18 protein-coding genes are annotated in these 23448 nt (G+C 67.1%); 7 read left to right on the plus strand and 11 right to left on the minus strand.

Features of this window, described 5'->3' with window-relative positions; all coding sequences use genetic code 11:
* The first annotated feature begins 101 nt into the window (after positions 1 to 101).
* The gene (locus ABD729_RS06950; RefSeq protein WP_344709428.1) at positions 102 to 1643 is read left to right on the plus strand and encodes a methyltransferase regulatory domain-containing protein; all 1542 of its coding nucleotides are present in this window, start codon (positions 102 to 104) and stop codon (positions 1641 to 1643) included.
* A 7-nt stretch (positions 1644 to 1650) separates the two neighbouring features.
* Here ABD729_RS06950 and ABD729_RS06955 read toward each other — a convergent pair whose 3' ends face one another.
* Positions 1651 to 1974 carry a hypothetical protein gene (locus tag ABD729_RS06955; RefSeq protein ID WP_344709429.1) on the minus strand — a complete coding sequence of 108 codons (324 nt, stop codon included), beginning with the start codon at positions 1972 to 1974 and terminating at the stop codon, positions 1651 to 1653.
* Between the two features lie 158 nt (positions 1975 to 2132).
* Here ABD729_RS06955 and ABD729_RS06960 point away from each other — a divergent pair, with 158 nt between their 5' ends.
* On the plus strand, positions 2133 to 3035 hold the full coding sequence (locus tag ABD729_RS06960) for a cell wall hydrolase (RefSeq protein ID WP_344709430.1): 903 nt from the start codon (positions 2133 to 2135) through the stop codon (positions 3033 to 3035).
* Positions 3036 to 3038: 3 nt separating this feature from the next.
* Here the strand turns inward: ABD729_RS06960 and ABD729_RS06965 are convergent, their stop codons facing one another.
* The 7 genes from ABD729_RS06965 to ABD729_RS06995 all read right to left on the minus strand — a co-directional run bounded on the left by ABD729_RS06965 (position 3039) and on the right by ABD729_RS06995 (position 13421).
* Positions 3039 to 4031 (minus strand): DUF2891 domain-containing protein, encoded by a 993-nt coding sequence (locus tag ABD729_RS06965; protein ID WP_344709431.1) that lies wholly within the window; start codon positions 4029 to 4031, stop codon positions 3039 to 3041.
* Positions 4028 to 4981: a DUF979 domain-containing protein gene (locus tag ABD729_RS06970; protein ID WP_344709432.1), complete on the minus strand. Its 954-nt coding sequence runs from the start codon at positions 4979 to 4981 to the stop codon at positions 4028 to 4030. The genes ABD729_RS06965 and ABD729_RS06970 overlap by 4 nt, the downstream gene beginning before the upstream one ends.
* On the minus strand, positions 4978 to 5649 hold the full coding sequence (locus ABD729_RS06975; RefSeq protein WP_344709433.1) for a DUF969 domain-containing protein: 672 nt from the start codon (positions 5647 to 5649) through the stop codon (positions 4978 to 4980). Before ABD729_RS06975 ends, ABD729_RS06970 begins: the two co-directional genes overlap by 4 nt.
* Positions 5646 to 9197: a hydantoinase B/oxoprolinase family protein gene (locus ABD729_RS06980; RefSeq protein WP_344709434.1), complete on the minus strand. Its 3552-nt coding sequence runs from the start codon at positions 9195 to 9197 to the stop codon at positions 5646 to 5648. The genes ABD729_RS06975 and ABD729_RS06980 overlap by 4 nt, the downstream gene beginning before the upstream one ends.
* 65 nt (positions 9198 to 9262) lie before the next feature.
* A complete protein-coding gene (locus ABD729_RS06985; RefSeq protein WP_344709436.1) occupies positions 9263 to 10195 on the minus strand; it encodes a dimethylarginine dimethylaminohydrolase family protein in 933 nt (310 codons plus the stop codon).
* Positions 10196 to 10314: 119 nt separating this feature from the next.
* The gene (locus tag ABD729_RS06990) at positions 10315 to 11646 is read right to left on the minus strand and encodes a sigma-54-dependent transcriptional regulator (RefSeq protein ID WP_344709437.1); all 1332 of its coding nucleotides are present in this window, start codon (positions 11644 to 11646) and stop codon (positions 10315 to 10317) included.
* A complete protein-coding gene (locus tag ABD729_RS06995; RefSeq protein WP_344709438.1) occupies positions 11643 to 13421 on the minus strand; it encodes a sensor histidine kinase in 1779 nt (592 codons plus the stop codon). Before ABD729_RS06995 ends, ABD729_RS06990 begins: the two co-directional genes overlap by 4 nt.
* 212 nt (positions 13422 to 13633) lie before the next feature.
* Between ABD729_RS06995 and ABD729_RS07000 the strand changes: the two genes are divergently transcribed.
* The 4 genes from ABD729_RS07000 to ABD729_RS07015 all read left to right on the plus strand — a co-directional run bounded on the left by ABD729_RS07000 (position 13634) and on the right by ABD729_RS07015 (position 21376).
* Entirely contained in the window at positions 13634 to 15007 is a 1374-nt protein-coding gene (locus ABD729_RS07000; RefSeq protein ID WP_344709650.1) for a dicarboxylate/amino acid:cation symporter, read from the plus strand.
* Between the two features lie 16 nt (positions 15008 to 15023).
* Positions 15024 to 18164 (plus strand): TonB-dependent receptor domain-containing protein, encoded by a 3141-nt coding sequence (locus ABD729_RS07005; protein WP_344709439.1) that lies wholly within the window; start codon positions 15024 to 15026, stop codon positions 18162 to 18164.
* A 2-nt stretch (positions 18165 to 18166) separates the two neighbouring features.
* Positions 18167 to 19081 carry an SGNH/GDSL hydrolase family protein gene (locus tag ABD729_RS07010; protein ID WP_344709440.1) on the plus strand — a complete coding sequence of 305 codons (915 nt, stop codon included), beginning with the start codon at positions 18167 to 18169 and terminating at the stop codon, positions 19079 to 19081.
* Between the two features lie 381 nt (positions 19082 to 19462).
* The gene (locus tag ABD729_RS07015) at positions 19463 to 21376 is read left to right on the plus strand and encodes a M48 family metalloprotease (protein WP_344709441.1); all 1914 of its coding nucleotides are present in this window, start codon (positions 19463 to 19465) and stop codon (positions 21374 to 21376) included.
* 46 nt (positions 21377 to 21422) lie between these two features.
* On the opposite strand, the gene ABD729_RS07020 is transcribed toward ABD729_RS07015, so the two are convergent.
* Genes ABD729_RS07020 through ABD729_RS07030 form a run of 3 tightly spaced genes read right to left on the minus strand, consistent with a single transcriptional unit; the run spans position 21423 to position 22725 of the window.
* Complete coding sequence (locus ABD729_RS07020; RefSeq protein WP_344709442.1) at positions 21423 to 21782, minus strand: hypothetical protein; 360 nt, start codon at positions 21780 to 21782, stop codon at positions 21423 to 21425.
* Positions 21779 to 22048, minus strand: a complete 270-nt coding sequence (locus ABD729_RS07025; protein WP_344709443.1) for a hypothetical protein — start codon at positions 22046 to 22048, stop codon at positions 21779 to 21781. Before ABD729_RS07025 ends, ABD729_RS07020 begins: the two co-directional genes overlap by 4 nt.
* Positions 22045 to 22725: a PspA/IM30 family protein gene (locus ABD729_RS07030; RefSeq protein ID WP_344709444.1), complete on the minus strand. Its 681-nt coding sequence runs from the start codon at positions 22723 to 22725 to the stop codon at positions 22045 to 22047. The genes ABD729_RS07025 and ABD729_RS07030 overlap by 4 nt, the downstream gene beginning before the upstream one ends.
* Positions 22726 to 22868: 143 nt before the next feature.
* Here ABD729_RS07030 and ABD729_RS07035 point away from each other — a divergent pair, with 143 nt between their 5' ends.
* Positions 22869 to 23438, plus strand: a complete 570-nt coding sequence (locus ABD729_RS07035) for a LemA family protein (protein ID WP_344709445.1) — start codon at positions 22869 to 22871, stop codon at positions 23436 to 23438.
* The last annotated feature ends 10 nt before the right edge of the window (positions 23439 to 23448 follow it).

Genomic DNA, 23448 nt, shown 5'->3' on the forward strand with positions numbered 1-23448 from the left:
CTGAGCTAAAGGCTCAAGAGATTGGGGGCTCCTCGCACCGCGAGGGGCCCCCTTTTTCATGGGCGGGGCGCGGGGGCGCGCCGAGCGGTAACGGGGGGGACATGACCGACTGGTCACACGGCTATAATGTGTCGATGGGCTATACCTTCGGCTTCTACCGGGAGATGGCGCCCGACTGGATCGACTTCGCGCTGGCGACCCGGGGCGTGGTCGCACCGCGCCAGCGCAGCGGCGATCCTTTTCGCTACCTCGAGCTCGGTTCCGGGCAGGGTTTCGGCCTCTGCCTCCTCGCCGCCGCCAATCCGCAGGGCGAGTTCGTCGGCGTCGACTTCAGCCCGGAACACACCGCGCATGCGACGGCGCTGGCGAGCGAGCTTGGCCTTGCCAATGTCCGCTTCGTCGAAGGCGATTTCGGTACGCTCGGCGCCGCGTGGCCGGACGACCTGGGTCGCTTCGACTATGTCGCGCTTCACGGCATCTATTCATGGATCCCGCTGGCGATCCGCCACAGCATCGTCGACATCCTGTCGGCCGCCACCAATCCGGGCGCCGCAGTCTATGTATCCTACAATGCCATGCCCGGATGGGTCTCGACCCAGCCGTTCCAGCACCTCCTTCGCCTGCACGAGAGCGAAGGACTGGCGAAGGGGATCGGCGCGGTCGAGGCGGGGCGGGCCTTATTCGAGCAAATGGAGGCCGCGGGCAGCGGGGTGACCGCAGCGCTTCCGGCGCTGAAGGCGCGGATCGAGAGCACGCGCACGAAGCCCGCGCCCTACCTCGTGCAGGAATATCTCCACGAAAACTGGCATCCCCTATGGTGCTCGAAGGTGATGACCGAGCTTGGGCAGGCCAAGCTCAGCCTCGCGGCCAGCGCGACCATCGCCGAGAATTTGATGCCGGCGATCCTTCCGGCGGCCTTCCAGGACATTCTCAAGACGCGGAGCGACCCCAAGCTGCGCGAAGACGTGACCGATTGCCTGATCAACCAGACCTTCCGCCGCGACCTGTTCGTCCGCGGGGTACGGCAGCGGCACGTCGCGCAATCGGTCTGCGCCGAAGACTATCGCTTCTGGCGCGCCAAGCCGGGCCCGATGCCGGCCGAGGTTACGGTGTCGAGCGGGTTCGGCTCGGTGACCCTCCAGCGCGACAGCGTGGCTGTACTGATGGATGCGATCGGCGAGGGCAGTCGCACCCTTGGGGAGCTGGCGAGGGTGCCGGCGATCGCCGCGGACCCCAGCATCCTCAATCGCAAGCTCCTCCTGCTGCTTCACGGCGGCTGGCTCGGCTGCTCGCGAGGGGAGGCTGAGGGGGCGGGGCGATGCGCCCCCGTCAACCGCAAGGTCGCCGCGCTGGCCGGGGTCGGCGCGCCTTACCGGCATCTTGCCGCGGGAAATCTCCGCTCGGCGGTCGCGGCGAGCGAAAGCGACCTCATCCTGCTCGATCTCCACGCCGGCGACCCGGCAGGGTTCGAGGTCAAGGCCGCTGCGGGCCTTCGGCAGGGCCTGGCGCGATTGGGCCGCAAGCTCGCCCGCGAGGGCAAGCCGCTGACGGACGAGGAAGAAGTGGCAGAAGCGCAGCGTCAGGCCGGGTTCTTCACCGAGAAGACCCTGCCGACCTGGCGCCGCCTCGGCGTCGTCGACTAGGCGGCGATCAGGACTTCGGAACGACGTTCAGGGCGCCGCAAGGGCATTCCACGATCAGCCGCTGATCGGTCTGGATCTTGCGGCGAAAACTGGCGGGGGTGGTCTTCTCGGCGATCGTCTTGCCGCACTTGCCGCAATTCAGGTCGCCTTCATCGGTGCCCGTCATAACCGGCAGCTTGTTGGCGCGAATGTGGGCATCGGCGCCGGGGCGAACTTCTTCAACAGTTTCAAGGGTGATGCTGCTCTCGCTCATTGCGAATTCCTTCAGTATACGGGCGCCCGGACGATAGATGACGAGGGTGCGGAAGAGGTTCGGTTCGCGCTCGGTCAAGCGTGTCGGGTGACGCCTTGGACGAACGCTCGCGATATGGTCAAGCCTTGGCGCGCGGCGCCGGGACGGGGAGTAACAAAGGGTTGTCGTTGCGCAGGCTGAAAGCGGGAGTGGCGAAGGCGTGGCCGGGCGGTGCGGAAGGCCGTCCGCGCCCCGGCTTGCGTTCCAGCGCCGTGGTCGCGCTGCTCGGCCTTGGGGCTGCCGGCCTGTTCCTGTTCGAGCCTTCGGCCAAGGACCGCGCCTGGGCCTCGCTCCCGCGTCCCGCCGCCGTCCGCCAGGCCGCGGTGATGCAGATCACGCCCGAACAGGCGGCCGAGCGCGGTGTCCAGCCCAGTGCGCTTGGCGCGGCGACGCCCTTCAGCTTCACCGCCGCGGACACCATTTCGCGCGAACGGGCCGAAAAGTGCCTTGCCGAGGCGGTCTATTACGAGGCTGGGTCGGAGAGCGAGGACGGCCAGCGCGCGGTCGCGCAGGTCGTGCTGAACCGCGTCCGCCACGCCGCCTTCCCCAATTCGGTGTGCGGCGTGGTCTATCAGGGGTCGGAGCGGACGACCGGCTGCCAGTTCACCTTCACCTGCGACGGATCACTGGCGCGGGTGCCTTCGGTCACGGGCTGGCGGCGCGCGATGGAAGTGGCCCGCCGCGCCCTCGACGGCGAGGTCTATGCGCCCGTCGGGCATGCCACCCATTATCATGCCAGCTGGATGGTCCCTTACTGGGCGTCGAGCGTGGCGATGATCGGCCGTATCGGCGGCCACGTCTTCTACAGCTGGAAGGGCGTCCCGGGCAGCGCCGCCGCGTTCAGCCAGGCGTATAGCGGGATCGAGCAGAGCAAGGAGCGGCTGCTGACCCAGCCCACCGTCGAACCAGCCGTCGCAGCGATGGCGGAAGCGAGCCCCGCGCTGGAAAATCCGGCGCTGGCAGGCCCGGTCAAGGGGATCGAGGCGCTGCAGGATCCGGGTAACGCCGATCTCCTCAACTACAAGTCGGCAGGAACCACCAAGGCCGCACCGCGCGACGACGAGGTCGCGGTCAAGCGGGCGATCGACACCGCGCTGTAGACGTCAGGCGTCGGCAAGCATCGCGAGGAGGGCAAAGGTCGCAAGCCAGTGCTCACCGGCATATTCGCCGCTGAGGTGAGGCAGCGCAGCAGCAAAGTTGGCATCGGCGAGGCGCTGCAGAGCGGGCTCGGACCGATGGGGCGCCAGCACCTTTCGCACCGAGCGAAGCGCCCAGGCGCGGCTGAGGTTGAGCCCGTCGAGGTGCGCGAGCTTTCCGTCGCTGCGGTCGGAGACGAAGGCCGGCTGGAAGCGCCGTTCCAGCGCGCCATTGTCGAGCAGGAAGCCTTCGAACCATGGCGTGAAGTCGGCCGAACCGCGCACGCGCGACATCAGCAGCGCGACGCTGAGGGCAGGGGAGAGGAATTCATCGCCCCCCGGTTCCCACCCGCGATAGTCGCGCTCGCCCGCGAAGCAGCGTTCGGCCCAAGCCGCGATGATCGCGGCAAGCTCGGCGTCGTGAGTGCGCGCCCAGTCGAGCGCCAGCGTCAGCGCGAAGGACGTGTTGAAGTGGGTGCCGACGGTGATCGGGTAGGTCAGCTTGTCGAGATAGGTGCGCAGCCGCTCGGCAAAGGCGCGCGCCAGCGGCTCCAGCCGGCTCCCCCAAGAACGATCGTCGTGCAGCACCGCTTCGCCATGGAGTGCCAGAACCCAGGCCCAGCCATAAGGCCGCTCGAACCCGGCGGAGTGCGAGCGGGCGAGATAGGCAAGCTCGGCGCCGAGCTTGTCGGCGGTGAAGCTGTCGTCGGCGAGGATGGTGATCCGTTCCGCTTCGGGCAGGCCGGGATGCAGGCGGCGAATGGTGAGCAGGGTCCACCAGCCGTGGATGCAGCTATGCCAGTCGAAGCTGCCGTAGAAGACCGGATGCAGCACGCGCGGCGGCACCGCGTCTTCGTCGCGGACCAGCACGTGGTCGAGCTTGTGGGGGTATTCCTGGGCGACGTGCCCGAGCGCGATGCGAGCGAAGCGCTGGGCAAGCTGGGGGTCGAGCTGGGTCATCGGAAGGCCATCACCGTAATCAGGAGAATGTTGAAGAGGAGCAGCGGCAGCGCGGTGGCGACCTGGGCCTTGATGACGCCATACTGATCCTTGAGCTCGAGCAGGGCGGCGGGGACCAGGTTGAAGTTGGCGGCCATGGGGGTCATCAGCGTTCCGCAGAAGCCGGCCAGCATGCCAACCGCGCCGATCACCGCCGGGTTGCCGCCATAGGCCTGCACCAGCAGCGGCACGCCGACCGCCGCGATCATCACGGGAAAGGCAGCAAAGGCGTTGCCCATGATCATCGTGAACAGCGCCATGCCGACGGCGAACACGACGGTGGTCAGGAAGACGCTGCCTTCGGGGATGAAGGAGCGGGTGAGGCCGCCGATGATGTCGCCGACGCCGGCCGCAGCGAACAGGACGCCGAGCGCGGCCAGCATCTGCGGCAGGACCGCGGCCCAGCCGATTGAATCGATCAGCCGCCGCCCTTCCTGCAGCGGGGCGAGCGCCGGGGGCCGGAGCCACAGGAAGACGACGAGAAGCGCGAGGAGGACGCCAAGGCCGAGCAGGACGTAAGTTTCGCGCTTGGCCTCGAACAGGCCGCTCTGCCCGAGCGGGGTGTAATTGTAGAGGAGAGTACCGAAGAGCGCGGTCGCGGGGATGATCAGCGCGGGGAGGAACAGCCGATTGCCGAGCCTGGCGGACCAGCGTTCCCGCTCCTCTTCGCTGGTGGTGGGCGGACTTCCGCGCCCGACGAAGCCGAAGCCGGCGAGGCCCGCGAGTCCAAGCACCAGAAAGCCATTGCCAAGGTCGCCGATCAGGTCGCCGGCCAGCAGGCTTATCGCCATCAGGCCCCAGAAGGCGGCATTGCCGAAGCGCTTGGGATTGCTGCGATCGGCCGCGCTCAGCAGCGCGAAGGCGGCGAACATCGCGCCCGCCAGCACGTAGAGCCAGTGGAGCGTGATCATCGGTGCGCTCCCTTGAGCTTGCGGTCGAGCAGCAGGAGCCGGGCCGAGTGAAGGATGAAGGCCATGATCGCGGTGGGAATGGCCCACACCGCCAGTTCAAGCGGGGCAAGGTTGATCTTGTAGGTGAGCAGGGTCTGCTGGATCAGCACGATCGAGCCGATGGCGAAGAAGATGTCCTCGCCGAAGAACAGCCCGACGTTGTCGGTCGCCGCGGCCATGCTCTTCACCTGGTCGGCAGTAGCGGGGTCAAGTTCGCCATGCTGCTTTTCGGCGGCGGCGAGTGCCATCGGCGCCACCAGCGGACGAACCGTCTGGGCCTGGCCGGCGGTCGAATAAAGGCCGATCGCCGCGGTCAGCTGCCGGTAGAGGAGGTAGAGGATCAGGAGCTTGCCGGTGGTCGCGCGCTCCATGCTTCGGATGACCGCGGCGGCGCGCTGCTGGAGGCCGAAGCGTTCGAGCAGGCCGATCACTGGCAGCACAATCCAGACGATGGCGATGATCCGGTTGTCGTTGAACGCCTTGCCGAAGGTGGCGATCACCGCCAGCGGGTCGAGCCCGCCGAGCAGCCCGGTCGCAAGCGCCGCGACCGTCACCACGAGCATCGGGTTCAGGCGCAGCGCAAAGCCGAGGACGACCAGCGCGATGCCAAGGAGGGGCCAGTAATTCATGTCGCATTCCCGAACCCGCCGCCGCCGGGGGTTTCGATGATGAAGCGGTCGCCGGGCTGCATTTCGGCATGGCCAGTGGCGCCGAGGGGCTCGATACGGCCGTCGGCGCGCTCGACCCAGTTGCGGCCGGGCTGGGCGTCGGCGCCCCCGGCAAGTCCCCTCGGCGCGACCTTGCGGCGGTTGGCGAGGATGTTGGCGCGCATCGGTTCGAGAAAGGTGATTTCGCGGATGACGCCGTTGCCGCCCGAATGCCGGCCGCCGCCGCCCGAGCCGCGGCGAATGGCGAAGCGGTCGAGGCGGACGGGTAGCCGGGTTTCGAGGATCTCGGGATCGGTCAGCCTGCTATTGGTCATGTGCGTCTGCACCGCGTCGGTCCCGTCATGGTCGGGGCCTGCGCCCGATCCCCCGGCGATGGTTTCATAATATTGGTGACGCGCATTGCCGAAGGTGAAGTTGTTCATGGTCCCCTGCGAAGGCGCCAGACGGCCGGTCGCGGCGAACAGGGCGTCGGTGACGACCTGGCTGGTCTCGACATTGCCGGCGACAACCGCGGCGGGATATTCGGGGCTCAGCATCGAGCGTTCGGGAAGGACCAGAGTGACGGGGCGCAGGCACCCGTCGTTCAGCGGGATGTCGTCGTCCATCAGCGTTCGCACGACGTAGAGCGCGGCGGCGCGGGCGATGGCGCGGGGCGCGTTGAAATTGTCCGCGCGCTGCGCGCTGGTGCCGGTGAAGTCGAAGGTGGCGGAGCGCGCCGCCTGGTCGACCCGGATCGCGACCTTCACCACCGCGCCATTGTCGAGGTCATAGGCGAAGTCGCCATCGTCAAGCCGCCCGAGCAGGCGGCGCACCGCTTCCTCGGCATTGGCGAGGACGTGGCCCATGTAGGCCCGAACCGTGGCGATGCCATATTCGGCGGCGGTGCGGGCAAGCATGTCAGCGCCGCGGCTGCAGGCGGCAAGCTGCGCCTTGAGATCGGCGAGGTTGCGGTCGGGGCGCCGCGCGGGCCATTCGCCGCCGGTCAGCAATTCCATCATCGCGGCTTCGCGCAGATGGCCCCGGTCGACCAGCAGCTCGTTGTCGATCAGCACGCCTTCATCGCGGATCGAGCGGCTTTCCGGAGGCATCGAGCCGGGGGCAATCCCGCCGACATCGGCATGATGGCCACGCGCCGCGACGAAGGCGGACGGGCGCTCCTCGTTGCCGAGGAAGACGGGCACGATCACGGTGATGTCGGGCAGGTGCGTTCCGCCGCGGTAGGGGTCGTTCAGGACATAGGCATCGCTGCGCTGAATGCCGCGGCCGTCCGCCTTGTCGCCGCGCCGGTCGAGGATGGTGCGAATGCTCTCGCCCATCGAACCGAGGTGGACGGGGATGTGGGGCGCGTTGGCGATCAGTGCGCCGTCGGCGTCGAACAGCGCGCAGGAGAAATCCAGCCGCTCCTTGATGTTGACCGAGGTAGCGGTGGCCTGGAGCGCGACGCCCATTTCCTCGGCGATCGCCATGAAGAGGTTGTTGAAGATCTCCAGCCGGACAGGATCCACGTCGGTGCCCGCGGCCTTGTGCGCGGTCAGCGGCACGGTGCGGGACAGGACGAGCGTCCCGTCCGCCACGCGGTCGGCGCGCCAGCCCGGATCGACGACCGTGGTCGACGACGCGTCGAGGATCAGCGCCGGGCCCTCGACCTCCTGTCCCTCGGCAAGCTCTTCGCGGCGGTAGCAGGGCCAGTCGCCGTGAACTTCGACGGCGGCGCCCCGTCCGGCCGGGGCAGCGGTCGCAGCGGGCAGGGCGGATCCGCCCGCCGCCTCGGCGACCAGCGCTTCGAGGATCACCTCGGCGCCCTCGTCCTCAAAGCCGAAGCGCTGGCGGTGGAGCGCGTGGAAGCGGCGCAGCATCGTCTCGCGTTCGCCGGCCGGCACCTCGATCGAGGTATCGCTGCCGTCGAGCCGAAGCCGGACCCGGCGGTCGATCCTGATCTGCGCCGCATCGACACCTTGGCCGGCGAGGGCCGTGGTCGCTTCCCCGGTCAGTTCGGCGAGGGCTTCTTCGAACGGCTCGGCAAGCGGCCGGCGCCAGCTTTGCTCCCGGATCACCTTGAGGTCGGCAAGCCCGATCCCGTAGGCCGACAGAACGCCGGCCAGCGGGTGCACCAGGATGCGCGTCATGCCCAGGCGGTCGGCCACTGCGCAGGCATGCTGCCCGCCCGCGCCGCCAAAGCAGGCGAGCGCATATTTGCCGACGTCGTGACCCCTGGCGACCGAGATCTTGCGGATCGCCGCCGCCATGTTTTCATTGGCGATAGTGAGGAAGCCGCGGGCGATCTCCTCAGGCGACAAGCTCGTGCCGGTGGCCTCAAGCAGCGCTTGCGCGACCTGGGCGATGCGCGCTTCGGCAGCGGCGCGGTCGAGGGGCTGGTCGCCGTTCGGTCCGAATACCGCGGGGAAGAGTTCGGGGACGATCCGGCCGAGGAGGAGATTGCAGTCGGTCACCGTCAGCGGACCGCCACCGCGGTAGCAGGCCGGGCCGGGCTGGGCGCCGGCGGATTCGGGACCGACCCGGAAGCGCAGGCCGTCAAAGGTGCAGACCGACCCCCCGCCAGCCGCGACCGTGTGGATCTGCATCATCGGCGCGCGCACCCGTACCCCGGCGACGAGGCTTTCCTCGGCCAGTTCGAGGGAGCCGGCGTAATGCGACACGTCGGTTGAGGTGCCGCCCATGTCGAAGCCGATCAGCCGATCGCTGCCGTGGGCCGCGGAGGCCGCGACCATCCCGACCACCCCGCCCGCGGGGCCGGACAGGATGGCATCCTTGCCGCGAAAGGCCCCAGCGGCTGCGAGCCCGCCGTTCGACTGCATGAAGCTGAGCTCTGTATCGTCCGGAAGGCCAGCGGCGACCTGATCGACGTAGCGGCGAAGCACCGGGGAAAGGTAAGCGTCCGCCACCGTCGTGTCGCCACGGCTGACGAACTTGATCAGGGGCGCGACCTCGTGGCTGGCAGACACCTGCGCAAAGCCCGCGTGCCGCGCGAGCTGCAGCAGTTGCCGCTCATGATCGGGATAGGCCCAGCCGTGCATCAGCAGAATGGCGAGGCTGTCGAACCCCTGCGCGCGAAGGTCGGCAAGCGCGGCGCTGGCCTGCTCCTCGTCGAGGGGCACCAGTATCTCGCCGCCTGCACTGACGCGTTCACCCACTTCGCGCACGGCCGTATGGAGCATGGTCGGAAGGATGATGTGGCGCGCGAAGATTTCGGGCCGGGCCTGCGTCCCGATCCGCAGCACGTCGGCGAAACCACGAGTGGTGATGAGGGCCGTCGGGGTGCCCTTGCGTTCCAGCAGTGCATTGGTGGCGACGGTGGTGCCCATCCGCACGCTCGCCACCGTGCCGCCTTCCTCGTCGAGAACGCGGCGGATCGCTTCGAGCGCGGCGTCGGCATAGCGTTCGCGATGCTCGGACCGCAGCTTCAGCACGCGCTGCCGCCCGTCCGAACTGGTGGCAATAACGTCGGTGAAGGTGCCACCGCGGTCGATGGCGAAGGACCAGTGGCTCACCGCGGCCTTTGAGCACAGAAGTGCGGCCGGCAAAAGCGGGTGAAGGCTCGACTATTGCCGCGGCGTCAGTGCGCCCCGCTGCCGCGGTGGAGCGGCATGGTCAGGCAATGGACCCCGCCGCCGCATTGCGTGAACTCGTCGAGCGACACAGCCTCGACCGCATAGCCGCGCTGCCGCAACAGGTCGTCGACGCGCGGTGCCGATCCCGTGCTGATGATCCGGCGGTCGCCGAGCGCCAGGATATTGCAGCCTAGTGCCAAGACTTCCTCGGGCGTCACGGCGAGCAACTCGATCCCGAGGCTCTCGATCATGGCGACGAAGTCGGGCTGCAGCTTCTCGACGCAGGCCAGCGCATGGTCGGGTCCCGCCATGCAGAAGTGGGTGTCGAGGTGCAGGAGATCGGGATCGACGGGGGTCGTCGTCACCGTCCAGCCGCGCAGTTCGAACCAGCGGGCCAGTGCGGTCGCGCCGGCAAGGTCGGTCCGCAGTCCGGACAAGCCGATGACCAGGTGGCCCGGACGAAGAAGGCAGATGTCACCGCCTTCGATCCGCCCTTCGGTGATGCGGCCAAGGACGGGCAGGCCGGCGGCCCGGACGGTATCCAGCACGGCGTCCACCTCGGCCCGGCGGTGGACCGCGCCGGGACGAAGGCCGATCAGCCCCCACGGGGTCATCAGGCTCGTGTCACGGGTGAAGGCGAGGTCGGCAAGGCCGCCGACCGGGCGCACGGTGCGCACGCGCACACCGGCCGCTGCAAGGGCGTCGCTCAGCCGCCGGTGCTGCTCGCTGGCGCGAACCCCGCAGGACGACTGCCCCTTTTCGAGCGCATCCTCGCTGACCTTGTTGCACGGCACGATGGCGAGGTGTCGAGGCGAGGCCAGCAGGACGTCGTGGAGGCGCGAATAGTCATCGCTGGTCCCCGCAGACCGCTGCCGCGCGAGAGAGGGCGCGGGGGCAGGGGACGGGTTTAGGGACGATGGGCGATTGTCGGCAGGCAAGCGAACACCTTTGCTCGGCTCTGAAAGGAGGACGCGCATCGTTGGATGCACCTTGACCGAACCCCTTGAGGGCGGGGGACGTTCCCGGCCCTTAGAGGTCCCCGCGAACGGCGGTCGTTTCAGCGCCTGAAGGCGTCGATCTCGATGCCGAGCCGGTTTGCCTTGTCGTAGAAGGTCTTGCGAGGAAGGCCGAGGCGCCGGATCGCTTCGTGGACGCGGCCGCCGCATTGCTGGAGCGCCTCCTTGATGAGCGCCGCTTCGTAGAGGGCAACCCGAAGCCGCAGGTCGCTTGTCGCGGGGGCTGCGCCGGGCTCGTCGGCGCCGTTCTGGAGCACCGCGGCGAAGGCCCGGTTGCGCAGTTCGCGGACGTTTCCGGGCCAGTCGTGAAGCTGCAACGCGGCAAGCTGGTCGGCGGGAACCTCGAAGTCGGGCCTGCCGAACAGCTCGCGCGCTTCATCGATGAAGACGTCGAACAGCAGCCGGACATCGTCCCCGCGCTCGCGGAGCGGGGGAACGCGGAGCCTGGTGGCGGCAAGGCGGTGGTATAGGTCGGTGCGGAAGGCGCCCGCCTGCGCGGCCTCGGCAAGGTCGGTCTTGCTGGTCGCGATGACCTTGAGGTTTACCGGCTCAGGGCGTTCGGCGCCGATCGGTTGGACTTCACGTTCCTCGATCACGCGCAGCAGCCGCGCCTGCATCCCGAGCGGAAGACTGTCGATCTCGTCGAGGAGGAGCGTGCCTCCGCTCGACGCCGCGATCATCCCGCGCCGGGCCGAGCGATGATGCGCGACCGCGTCGCTGGCATGGCCGAACAGGTCGACCTCAAAGCTTGTGTCGACCCAGGCCGCGCAGTTGACGGCGATGAGCGGGCGCCCGGCGCGCCTGCTGAAGCGATGGATCTGGGCGGCGACGACTTCCTTGCCGACCCCGGTCTCGCCCTCGATCAGGACATCGACATCGGCGGCCGCCAGTTGCCGCAGCGAGGCGCGCAGGCGGGCCATCGCGATGCTGGTGCCGATCAGCGGGTCGGTCGCATCGTTCGCCTCGGCGGCGGCGCGCAGGCGGCGGTTCTCGACCTGCAGGCGGCGATGCTCGAGCGCGCGGGCGACCGATGCGGTCAGGTGGTCGATCGCAAACGGCTTGCTGAGGAAATCGAACGCCCCATCCTTCAGCGCCTTGACCGCCAGCGGGACATCGCCGTGGCCGGTCACCAGGATCAGCGGAATGCCGCGATCGATGCTCTTGACCGCGGTAAGCAGCTCCATCCCGTCCATGCCCGGCATGCGGATATCGGACACCACAACTCCGTCGAACGCGCCCGAGATGCTCGCCAACAGGGCATCGGCCCGCTCGAACGCCTGGACGGTAAAGCCCGCCAGTTCGAGCGCCTGCGTGGTCGCAAGCCGAAGCGCATCATCATCCTCGGCGAACAGTACCGACGGGGGCGGGGTCACCGGGCGATCCTCAGCGAGACAACAAAGGTGGCACCCGGCCCGTCACCGCCCTGGAGCCACAAGTCGCCGTCGAATTCGCGCGCGATGTCGCGTGCGATGGCGAGGCCGAGCCCGAGACCGCCGCTCTTCGCCGTCTCGAACGGGGTGAACAGTCGCTCGCGGATCGCGGGGTCGATCCCGGGACCACGGTCGGCGATGCTGATGATCATCCGATCGCCCTCGGCATGGGCGCTGAGGTCGATCGCCCCGGAACGCCTGCCGACCGCGTCGAGGGCGTTGCGCAGGAGGTTGATCAGCACCTGCTCGAGCCTGACGCGGTCCCCGACGAGGATCCGCTCCCGGTCGTCGTCTCCAACCGCGATCGCGATCTGCGAGGAGGCCTTGGCGCCGAGCAGAAGCAGCGCCCCGTCGACGATCGAGCCCAGCGTCGCCTGTACCGGGACGGGCGTCTTGCGGCGGGTGAAGCTGCGCAGTTCCGACGTGATCGAAGCGATCCGCTCGGTCAGCGCGATGATCCGGCCGAGATTGACCTCCGCCTCCTCGGGCCGCCCGCGGGTGATGAGCTTGGTCGAATTTTCGGCAAAGGTGCGGATCGCCGCCACGGGCTGGTTGATCTCGTGCGCGACGCCAGCGGTGATCTGGCCCAGCGTTCCGAGCCGGTTGGCGCGGGCGAGGTCCTCGCGCGCGGCGACATATTTGCTGGTCGCCTCCTCGCGCTCCTGCGATTCGATCCTCAGCCGCGCGTTGGTGTCGCGAAGCTCGGCGGTTTGCCGTTCGACTTCGAGCGACAGCGCGGCACGGGACTGGAGCAGCAGCCGCTGGCGGTCCCATTGCCGAAGCAGGACCGCGACCGTCGCGCCCGTCACCAGCAGAATCGCGAGCGCCCACAGCAGGGCAAGGCGGCGCGATTCCTCGAGATAGGGCGCAAGGGCGACCATCGCCGTCAGCCGTCCGCCGTCGAGCGGCGCCGGCACGGTTGCGGCGACGTAGGTGTCCGCCCGCCGGCCGTCGCTGACGCTTGCTTCCTTGCCTGATAGCGACAGCGGCGCGCGGGCCGGAGGAGAGGGGCCGAACTGCAGCGTTCGCACGGCATCGTCGAGCGCTTGGCGGGACAGCGGCGCGGTGGTCTGGAAGCGCCATTCGGGCCGGCTGGTGACGAGGATCACCCCGTGCGGATCGGTGACGAGGCCGATCCCGCCGTTCGCGCCCCATGCCCGTTCGAGCCGGTCGAACTCGACCTTGACGACGATGGTGCCGAGCGGCGCGCCGCCCTGGTCGATCCTTCGTGCCAGATACAGGCCCGGCCGGCCGCTGACCGTGCCGAGCGCGAACAATTCGGACGCGCCATCCCGCATCGCGCCCCGGAAATAAGGACGAAAGCCATAGTTCTGGCCGACGAAGCTGGTCGGCAGGCGCCAGTTGCTCGCCGCGCGCGTGACGCCGTCACGGCCGATTAGATAGATGACGGCCGCGTCGGTCCGCTCTGCCAGAAGTTCGAGCTGGCGGTTGAGGTCGGCGATCGCCTCAGGGCGCGAGGTTGCCAGCACGGTGGCGACGTCGGGGAATTGTGCGAGCACCAGCGGCAGCAGGCGGAATTTCTGCAATTCGCTGATCAGCAGGCCCTGGTTGGTGCGCGCGGCGCCCTGCGCGGCCAGGTCGGCATTGTCGCGGGCGGTCACCCGGCTCCACCGATCGGCGGCGGCAAAGGCAATGGCCAGCACAGCGGCCACCGCCACTGCGAGCACCAGTCCGACTCGCCGCGGGCGTCCGGTCATGATGTGCGGTTTTCCGCACAGCGAGCCCGCGCAATGCGCGAATTTTCACACGCTTTTGCGGTGCCCCGATGGCCATGCAGATCAAAAAGCCCTGTAATCACAACGGGTTGAACCAATTCTTTCGTTTGCATGGTGGCGCTCGGCCGGGGGGTTAGGATGCACGGGCGGCGGTCGCTGACAAGTAGTGCGCGACTGTCCGGAGGAGAGCCAGCATCGTTACCATTGCGGAGCCGTCGCCGGCCGTACCGGAACACCGGCCATTCTACCGGCACCTTTACGTCCAGGTCCTGGTCGCGATCGCGCTTGGCGTGGTCGTCGGCCACTTCTGGCCGGACCTCGGCCAATCGCTGAAGCCGCTCGGCGACGGTTTCATCAAACTGGTGAAGATGATCATCGCCCCGGTGATCTTCCTGACCCTCGTCACCGGCATTTCCGGAATGAAGGAAATGGCCGCGGTCGGGCGCGTCGCGGGCAAGGCCTTTGCCTATTTCCTGTTCTTCTCGACGCTCGCCCTGATCATCGGCCTGATCGTCGCCAACGTCATCCAGCCAGGCGCGGGGATGAACATCGACCCGGCCACGCTCGATACCGGCGCGATCGCGACCTACACAGAGAAGGCGCAGGAAAGCAGCATCACCGCCTTCCTTCTCGAGGTCATCCCGACCACCATGGTTTCGGCACTGACCGAAGGATCGATCCTCCAGACTCTGCTGGTCGCGATCCTGTTCGGCATCGCGCTTGCGCTGGTGGGAGAGCCCGCCCGGCCGGTCCACGACATGCTCGAACGCCTCGGTCTCGTGGTGTTCCGGCTGGTCGGGATCCTGATGCGCGCGGCGCCGATCGGCGCGTTCGGTGCGATCGCCTTCACCATCGGCGCCTATGGCATCCAGACGCTGGCCAACCTCGGCATGTTGCTGGCGACCTTCTACCTGACGTCATTCCTGTTCGTCGCGGTCGTCCTGGGCCTCGTCGCGCGGTTCACTGGCTTTTCGCTGTTCGCGCTGCTTCGCTATCTCAAGGCCGAGTTGCTGCTGGTCCTCGGCACCAGTTCGTCGGAGGCCGCGCTTCCGGCGCTGATCGACAAGATGGAGCGCGCCGGCTGCGCCCGCAGCGTGGTCGGGCTGGTGGTTCCGACCGGCTATTCGTTCAATCTCGACGGCACGAACATCTACATGACGCTGGCCGCCCTGTTCATCGCGCAGGCCTGCAATGTCGACCTGTCGCTGGGCGACCAGATCGCGCTGCTGCTGGTCGCGATGATCAGTTCCAAGGGGGCCGCCGGGGTCACCGGCGCGGGCTTCATCACGCTTGCCGCGACCCTGTCGATCGTGCCTTCGGTGCCGGTCGCCGGAATGGCGCTGATCCTCGGCATCGATCGCTTCATGAGCGAATGCCGCAGCCTCACCAATTTCATCGGCAATGCGGTGGCGACCATCGTCGTCGCGCGCTGGGACGGTGCGCTCGATCGCGAGCAGCTTGCCGCGGCGCTGAGCGGGGAGGCAGTCCGCCCGCTGCCCGGCGAGTCACCCGCCAAACAACATATCGAAGGCGAGCTCCAGTCACTTGGTGCCGCGCCGCAAGACTGAACGGGGAGGAGAACCCATGTCCTACAAAACCTTGCTACTGGCCACCGTCTTCGGTGCCGCGACCAGCCCGCTGGCGGCGCAGACCGCGCCCTCGGCACCGCCGGCCGCTCAACCCGCGCCGGCGCCCGCGCCGCCTCAGGATGACCCCTCGGTCGTCAGCCCGACCGGGGAGGTCGATCAGGCCGCCGCGCCGGCCGACGGCGAGGCCCCGGCCAGCGAGATCGTGGTGGTCGGCAGCCGCATCGTCGGCGCGCGCGTCACCGAGGCGCTTCCGGTGGTGGTCGTCAACGAGGACAAGCTCGACGCCATCGGCGCAGTCAGCGGCGACGAGCTAATCCGCGCCATCCCGCAGATGGGCGACGTCACCTTCAATCCCGGCAACAATGCGCAGACCAGCAATGCCGCGCGCGGCGACGTCGGTTCGGTCAATTTGCGCTCGCTCGGCGTCGGCAATACGCTCGTCCTTTTGAATGGTCGCCGCGTGGTGACCCACCCCGCGAGCCAGGGCCTGTCGGATACCGGGACCGTTCCGGTGCTCAGCTTCAACAGCAACGCCATTCCCACCCTCGGCCTCAGCCGGCTGGAAGTACTGCTCGAAGGCGCTGCGGCGCTGTACGGGTCGGACGCGGTCGCGGGCGTGGTGAACACCGTGCTCAAGACCAATTACGACGGTCTGCGCCTCGAAGCGCAATATGGCGGCGCGGAAGGCACGCACCTGCGCGAATTCCAGGTCGGCGGCCTGGTCGGAAAGAACTTCGCGCGCGGCAACATCACGGCGTCGATCGAGTATACCAAGCGCGATGCGCTGCGCGCCGAAGACCAGGATTTCACCCGGTCGGCCGACCTTCGGCCCCTGTTCGCGCTTGATCCCTTCTTCGGCGGGCTGGCGGCGCCCGACACCAGGGCCACGCGCGGTGTCTATCCCGCGCTTGCGGTCCCGGTCACGCAGGGACGCCCGCGGCGCGGAACCACCAACCTCACGTCGGCCGCGGGCGCCTTCACGGTGCGCCCGGTCCAGTTCGGCGGCTGCACCTATGCGCTGACGTCCGACCTTTGCCTCGTCAACACCGCGCTGGCGACGACCGGCGCCTTCCGCGACGTCCGCTATGACACGGCGGTGGGGACGACCGTCTATCCCGAAGTGAAGCGGATCAACGCCTTTGCCGCGGGTCATTACGACCTGACGGACAATCTCAGCCTGTTCACCGAGCTTGGCTATTACCATTCGGACACGACCCGCATCCAGCCGCCGGTCATCAACCTCAACCGGATCACCATCCCGGCGAGCAACTATTACAATCCGTTCGGGCCGCTGCTGATCAATGGCCAGCCGAATCCCAACCGTATCCCCGGCCTCAGCGGGGTTCCGGCCGAAGGGCTTCCGGTGACGCTGACCAATTACCGTTTCGTCGATACTGGTCCGCAGCGGGTCGACGTGTCGGGCGAACAGCGCCGCGCTCTGATCGGGATCAAGGGCGAGACCCTGGGCTTCCGCTGGGACAGCGCCTTCACCTACTCGGACGCCAAGGCGGTCGATTCCTCGTTCGCGGTGAAGAGTTCGGCGCTGCAGCGCAGCCTCGCGCTCAGCACGCCTGACGCCTACAATCCGTTCAATGGCGGCTGCAGCGCGACGCCGAGCTTCGGCGACTGCACCCCGAGCAGCCCGGTCGCGCTCAACGCCATCGGCTTCCAGCTGAAGCGCAGCTCGAAGACGACGCTCGCCATGGGCGATCTGCGCGCGTCGCGTTCGCGCCTGTTCGCGCTGCCCGCCGGCGACGTCGGCTTGGCGCTCGGCATCGAAGTGCGGCGCGAAACCCAGCGCGACGACCGCGATGCGGCGGTGGACGGCTCGGCGCCGTTCGTCGACCTCGTCACCGGCGAAATCACTGTCAGCGACGCCGCGGCGGTCAGCGACAACCCCGACACCTACGGCAAGCGCACCGTGTCGGCCGGTTATGCCGAGCTTGCGGTGCCCCTGGTCTCCGAAACGATGAACATTCCGCTGGTCCGCCGCTTCGACCTCCAGCTTGCCGGGCGGGTTGAACATTACAGCGACTTTGGCAGCGTTGCCCGGCCCAAGGTCGCGGCGGCGTGGGACCTGACCGATGGCCTGCGCCTGCGCGGATCCTATTCGAAGGGCTTCCGCGCGCCCAACCTCGAGCAGGTCAACGCGGTCGAATATGCCCGCCTGTCGACGACCCAGGATTTCATCCGCTGCGAGGCTGATCTTCGGGCCAAGCGGATCTCGAGCTTTGGCGCGTGCGGCAACAATGTCGGCTATTCGCGCCGGGTAGCGGGCAATCCCGACCTCCAGCCGGAAAAGAGCACCAACTACAACCTTGGCACCGTGATCGATGCCAAGTTCCTTCCGGACGGCCTCGGCAAGGTCACCTTCACCGCCGATTACTGGTCGATCCGCCAGAAGGGAATCGTCGGCGTGCTTGGCAACGACACCGCGATCGCGCTCGATTATCTGCTGCGGTTGCAGGGCTCGTCCAATCCCAACGTGATCCGCACCGCCCCCAATGCCGACGACGTCGCCGCCTTCGCCGGAACCGGCCTCAACCCCGTCGGCCAGATCACGGCGGTGCGCGACCGGTTCATCAACCTTCTTCCGCAGACGGTCCGAGGGCTCGACTTCGGGCTCTACTGGACCACGCCGCGGACCAGCGTCGGGCGGTTCGACTTCTCGCTCAACGCCTCCCGCTTGATCGAATTCTCGCGCCCTCCGGGTGACGCGGTGGACGCTCTGGTCGCAGCGCGCCAGCAGGGCCTGATCAACATCGCGACGCCGCTTCCGGAAACGCAGGATCTGATCGAAGCCAACGGCCGGCCCAAGTGGCGCGGGACCGGCTCGCTTACCTGGACCATGGGTCGCTTCCGGGTCGGCAGCTTCGTCCGCTACACCGGCGGCGTGGACGAGACCGGCTTTGTCGATGCGAACGGCAACCCGTGGCGGGTCAAGTCGCAGCTGACCGCGAACCTCTACGTCGAGGCCCGTTTGCTGCGGGCGAAGGAAGGCGCCGACGTGCGCTGGCGCATCGGTGCGCGCAACATCACCGACGAAAAGCCGCCACTGACGTCCGAGGGGTATCTGGGGTCGCTCTACAATCCTTATGGCCGTTACCTCTACACCTCGCTGACGACGGAGTTTTGAGAATGAAATTGGGCCTTGCTGCGACCTTTGGCGCCCTCTTGCTGGCGAGCGCGGCGCCGGCGGCGACACAACAGGCAGCCGCGCCGGCCCGGACGATCCTGTTCGTCGGCAACAGCTTCACGCAAGGGGCGCATTCGGCAGTGCGCAACTGGCGTGCAGGGTCGGTGACCGACCTCAATGGTGCGGGCTATGGCGGGGTCCCGGCCCTGTTCAAGGCCTTCACCGAGCAAGCTGGGCTCAATTACGCGGTCAGCCTCGAGACGCAGGGCGGGAAGTCGCTGGGCTTCCACTTTGATGAGCGGCGCGCGCTGTTCGACAAGCCCTGGGACGAGGTGGTGCTGCAGGAATTCAGCACGCTTAATCGCGAGAAGCCCGGTAATCCTGCGGCGACGGCGCGTGATACGAAGCGGCTTGCCGACCTGTTCCAGCGCCGCAACCCGCGGGTCCGGATCAACCTCATGTCGACGTGGAGCCGTGCGGACCTTGTCTACAAGCCCGGTTCGCGCTGGTCGGGGACCAACATCGCGGCCATGGCGGGCGACCTTCAGAAGGCCAGCGAAGCGGTGTGTCGCGAAGTGGGTGCGGTGCAGCGGGTGCTTCCGGTCGGGACTGCCTGGACCCGCGCCTTCGACGCCAGGATTGCCGATCCGAACCCTTATGACGGGATCGGGTTCGGGACGATGGGGCTGTGGGCGTACGACCATTATCATGGCAGCGTCGCCGGCTATTATCTCGAAGCGCTGGTCGTCTTCGGGGCGATCAGCGGGCTCGATCCGACCAGCCTCGGCAAGGACGAGCGGGCCGCCGACGAGCTTGGCCTCAGCGATGAGCAGGCGGTTGCACTGCAGAAGGTGGCGCGGGACGAACTTGCAAGCCGCCGCGGGGGCAGGTGCATGGTCTCCTCGCCGCCGAGATAGGCGGGACACGCGCTGCGACGTGAGGTTGGTCGCCGCCGCGTTGGGCAGCACTTACCTCTTCAAGACTTAGAGCGAAGTGGCAGAGATGCCGGGTGCGGCTCAGTCAAATTCGACGTCGACCAGCGTCCGGATCGCCGCAAGCAAAGCAAGCGTTCGCAAAAAGGTAATCACCGCCTTCTATCCTCAACGTGAGGGGGCGGCTTGGGTGGTAGAGTACAATCGTTGGTTCCCTGACCTGGGAAATCTCGATCAGTCGGCGGCGCTTGCCGCACCGGCCGCGACACAAGTGCCTTTTGCGCGGCCCTTTAAGCCTGCGTCGCACCGATGCGTCCGCACGCGCTGGCACCAAAGCAGCTGTCAGTTTGCCTGGAGCGTAACCCGATGAACCTGATGAGCATGCCGGCACGAGCGATGTCGGCTCCAGTCGGGCTCTACGCCCATGTCCGCTCCAATCATGCGCGCTCCTTGCTGCTCTTTGGCGGGTTTCTCATCGCCGTACAGGTCATGAGCATGGCAGTGCTGGTCGTTCCGCTGGAGGTGTTTGACCAAAGCCATGCGCCAATCAGCGGTTTCGTCGGCTATATCGGGCGCTACCTGCTGCCGCTGGCCCTGTTCGGCGCCTTGATTTTTGGAGTACGTTACTGGTGGCACGTGTCGGCGGTCCGCAAGGACACCGGCTTCCACTACGTCGACGCGACGGACGAGCCGCGGCTGGTGCGGCTGATCGACCCGCTCATCATTGCCGCGGGAGTGAGAGCTCCTTTCCTAGGCGTCATCCAAGATCCGGCGCTGAACGCCTTTGCCATCGGCGTGCGCGAAAAGCACATGGTGGTGGTGGTCACGCGTGGGCTGATCGATGGCCTGGACGATGAAGAGCTCGAAGCGGTGCTGGCCCATGAGCTGATGCACATCAGGAACCGCGACACGCGCTTGATGGCGGCCGCCAATGCGTTCCTCGGCAATCTGTCGCGTTTGCGACGGCATTCGATGAAGGAGGAGAAGATCGAGGAGCCGTCGGCGGTCATCGGCCTGGCTCTTCTGCCCGGGCTGCTACCGTTGCTGCTCTTCACCGGTTTCCTTGGGCAGTTGGCCCATCGCATCGGCTACTTCAGCCGGGCAGCGATCGGCAGCGCGCGCGAATTCATCGCCGACGCGGAAGCGGTGCGGCTGACGCAGAACCCGGCCGCGCTCGCCTCCGCGCTGCGCAAGGTGAGCGGACATGACCGCATTGCAGGTCTGGCCGATAGCCATGACGCGATGCTGATCGCCGGCTCGGTGGAAGGTCCGGCGGCGACCCACCCGAGCATGGCGCAGCGGATTGCCGCCCTCATCCAGACCACCGGCCCGGCGATGAGCTATGCGCCGATACGCCGCGACACACGGACGCCCCAGCAGCGGAGGCAGTCAGGCTTCGGTCAGGCGCTTGGGGCGTCGTTGATCGAAGACGTGCGGGCCGCGCAAAGGCCGAGCCTGGCTGGCCTCTTTCGCCTGACGCGAGACCCGCAACGCAACATCTTCGGCCTCCGACCGCAAGGGGCCAAGATCATGTCGCTGGGCGCAGCTGGGTTCGTGGGGCTGTGGGGCGGCGTTTACATGCTTACGGGCAGAGAAGTGGACTTCCGATACCTGCGGGTGGCCGGGGAATCGGTACGCATCCAGACGACGTGCCAGGCGCATGTGCTCGGCATGATCCTTGAACTGACTACCGTCCCGGCGGAGTGCAGCGAGGAAAACCTCGACAAGAAGATCAAGGAAGAGGCAGCCCGCCTTGGATTTGCCTACACGACCCGGGCGGAGAAGGCGCAGGCTGCTTTCCAGGAAGAATGGCGCTTCTCCCGCGAGAATCGCTGTTACAACACGTCTAACTACAGCTGGGATCGCACCCCTGACGGCAGTCGCGACTATTCGCAGCGCAGCACCTGGGACGTGAGCTGGTACAAGGAGAATGCCGCGGATCCCATCCCCGGGATCGAGACGCCACTCGCACCGGGCAAGAGCTATGCCGATGCGCTGTTCGACTACATGGAAACGCGAGTGATCTGGGCGGAGCGGGCGCGCTATTTCCTTGGGGAGGACGGCTACAAGGCCTACCTCGCGATCTACGAGGATCCGCGTCACCAGCGCGCTGTGGCGCTGTTCCGCGAGAAGCTGAACGTGCCGGCTTTCCTCGCCTACGTCGAGAGCAAGGGCAGCATGGGGCAAAGTGCCCGCATCCTGGCGGAAATGCCCGATGCCGTGCCCTGTGACCTGATCACCAAGGGTGCGCCTTTCCGAAGGCTGAAAGAGGGGGCGTGAACCCTGCTCTTGGTGTCTGAAGTCAGGCCACGCCGCCCGACTTCCATCAAGCCCTGGTCTTGCCGCGACGGAGAAAATTCGGACGGAAGAGGTAGAGCAGGAAAGCAAGGACGGCGACGACTGGCAGACCGTTGATGGCGGCCATCGGCTTGTCGGTCTCGAGCAGCTGGTAGAGAAAGCCTGTCATCCAGCCGAACAACATGATCGACAGGATAAAGAGGAGCACAAGCTTGAGGCTTCCGAGCACGAGCCAGCGCAAGCCGCGTCCCGTCGCTCCAGTAGCCAGCATGACCAGCCCCGCCGCCTTGCGTGCGCCGGAGTCCTGCGGCGAAGCGCCTGGCTTGGTAATCAACCTCGGCTCAGCTTGCAGCGCAGAAGGAGTTGCCCTGCCAAAGGCGCGGTTCACGCGGTCATCCTGCGCCAACCGCGGTAAGCGAGATAGTAGAAGGGGCTGAGCAGCAGCAGGCCGAGGAGGGTTGCGCCAAAACTGCTGGCCGACAGAGCGCCAAAGGTGAACATGCCGAGCATGAACATCGCAAAGACGCGTTGGGCTTTCCTGGCGGTGGCCTGCGCGCCCGCTTTCAGATCCTGGGCCGTATCGATCGTCGCATCGGCCACGCGGCGGAGTTGACTGGCCCGCTCCGCCGACGTGGGCTTGCGGATCTGGCTCACGCCGCCTTGCCGGCTGCTTCGGCCTTGAGCGCGGCGAGGCGATCCTTGACGCTGGCTGACTTCTGCATGCTGTCGAGTTCGGCGACAGCGTTGATGGTCTTCGCGTCGGCGCGGGTGAAGTTGACGCCGCCGGCGCCGCCCATGGCGCGGTCGAACGCGGCCTCGGCCTGCTCTACCTTGCGCTCGGTGGTGCGCTGCAGCTCGAAGCCCTTGTCACCGCCGAGGCCAGCTTCGGCCTGCGCCTCGGTGTAGGCACGCAGCGCGTCCTCCATCTGGCTCTTGCGCGAGCGCAGGGAGGCGAGGCTGTCTTCCAGCTTTGCTTCCTCGGTGGTGGTGGACTGCTGAACCGCGACCAGCTTGCCGATCTCGGTCTCGAAGTCGACCTGGCGGGTCAGCGCGGCCTCGGCCAGGTCTTCGCGGCCTTCGGCAATGGCGAAGCGCGCCTTTTCGCCCAGTTCGGCAATGCGCTTTTCGACCATGGCCTGCTGCTTGGCTGCCTGCAGGCGTCGCGCCATCGAGGCTTCGCGCTGGCCACGAACCTCGTCGATGGCTCGATCGACCTCGCGGATGGCCTCGCGCATGACGGTGTCGCCGCCATTGGTCTCCATCTGATCGACGGTGTCCTCGATCCGTGCGGAAAGCAACCGGCGTACTCGAGCGAAAACGGATTCAGCCATCTCAACTAGCCCCATGCAAGACAAGGCCACCAACATGGTCAGCAAGCGCTAAGAAGTTCTTAAGTCGAAGGCGTTTGCCAATTCGCAACCTCTTGCGCTCATCAGCTTGTGACGAACAGGATTGGAGTGCGTGGGGGATGACGATGCTGATCACCATCTTGCTGGTGGCGTTGTTGCTGGTGGTGGTCGGGCCGATCTGGCTGACCTGGTCGAGCTACAATCGGATTATGGCGCTCGACAGCCGTTGCGACACGGCCTTCGCCGACATCGACGTGCATCTGAAGCACCGTCACAACCTCCTACCCAACCTCATTGAAACGGTTCGCGGCTTCGCCCGGCACGAGACAGACGCAATCGACAAGGTCACCCAGGCCCGAGCAGCGGCGCTCAAGGCTTCTTCACCAGCGATGAGACTGGAGGCTGAGCAACAGCTGGGCCAGTCGATCAACACGATGCTGAGTGTCGCGGAGGCCTATCCCGAACTGAAGGCCAGCGGTCACTTCCGAGACCTGGCCGCCCAGCTTGCCGACACCGAGAACCGCGTCACAGCCTCGCGCCGCTTCTACAATCTGGCGGTGGAGGAGTATAACACCTCGATCCGGCAATTCCCGGGTAGCCAGATCGCCCAGCGGCGCCGGCTGAGCACCCGCCGGCCCTTTGACCTCGGCATTGAACGAGTCCTCATCGACGAACCCGTCGCGGCAAACTTCTGACCAGTCCGGA

This window comes from Sphingomonas humi, assembly GCF_039536725.1.
In the GTDB taxonomy this organism is placed as follows: domain Bacteria; phylum Pseudomonadota; class Alphaproteobacteria; order Sphingomonadales; family Sphingomonadaceae; genus Sphingomicrobium; species Sphingomicrobium humi.

Bases quoted from the DNA above. Each gene is read 5' to 3' on its own strand.
- ABD729_RS06950 (WP_344709428.1), top strand. From the start codon at position 102: ATGACCGACTGGTCACACGGCTATAATGTGTCGATGGGCTATACCTTC.
- ABD729_RS06965 (WP_344709431.1), bottom strand. From the start codon at position 4,031: ATGACCCAGCTCGACCCCCAGCTTGCCCAGCGCTTCGCTCGCATCGCG.
- ABD729_RS06970 (WP_344709432.1), bottom strand. From the start codon at position 4,981: ATGATCACGCTCCACTGGCTCTACGTGCTGGCGGGCGCGATGTTCGCC.
- ABD729_RS06975 (WP_344709433.1), bottom strand. From the start codon at position 5,649: ATGAATTACTGGCCCCTCCTTGGCATCGCGCTGGTCGTCCTCGGCTTT.
- ABD729_RS06995 (WP_344709438.1), bottom strand. From the start codon at position 13,421: ATGACCGGACGCCCGCGGCGAGTCGGACTGGTGCTCGCAGTGGCGGTG.
- ABD729_RS07005 (WP_344709439.1), top strand. From the start codon at position 15,024: ATGTCCTACAAAACCTTGCTACTGGCCACCGTCTTCGGTGCCGCGACC.
- ABD729_RS07010 (WP_344709440.1), top strand. From the start codon at position 18,167: ATGAAATTGGGCCTTGCTGCGACCTTTGGCGCCCTCTTGCTGGCGAGC.
- ABD729_RS07015 (WP_344709441.1), top strand. From the start codon at position 19,463: ATGAACCTGATGAGCATGCCGGCACGAGCGATGTCGGCTCCAGTCGGG.
- ABD729_RS07030 (WP_344709444.1), bottom strand. From the start codon at position 22,725: ATGGCTGAATCCGTTTTCGCTCGAGTACGCCGGTTGCTTTCCGCACGG.
- ABD729_RS07035 (WP_344709445.1), top strand. From the start codon at position 22,869: ATGCTGATCACCATCTTGCTGGTGGCGTTGTTGCTGGTGGTGGTCGGG.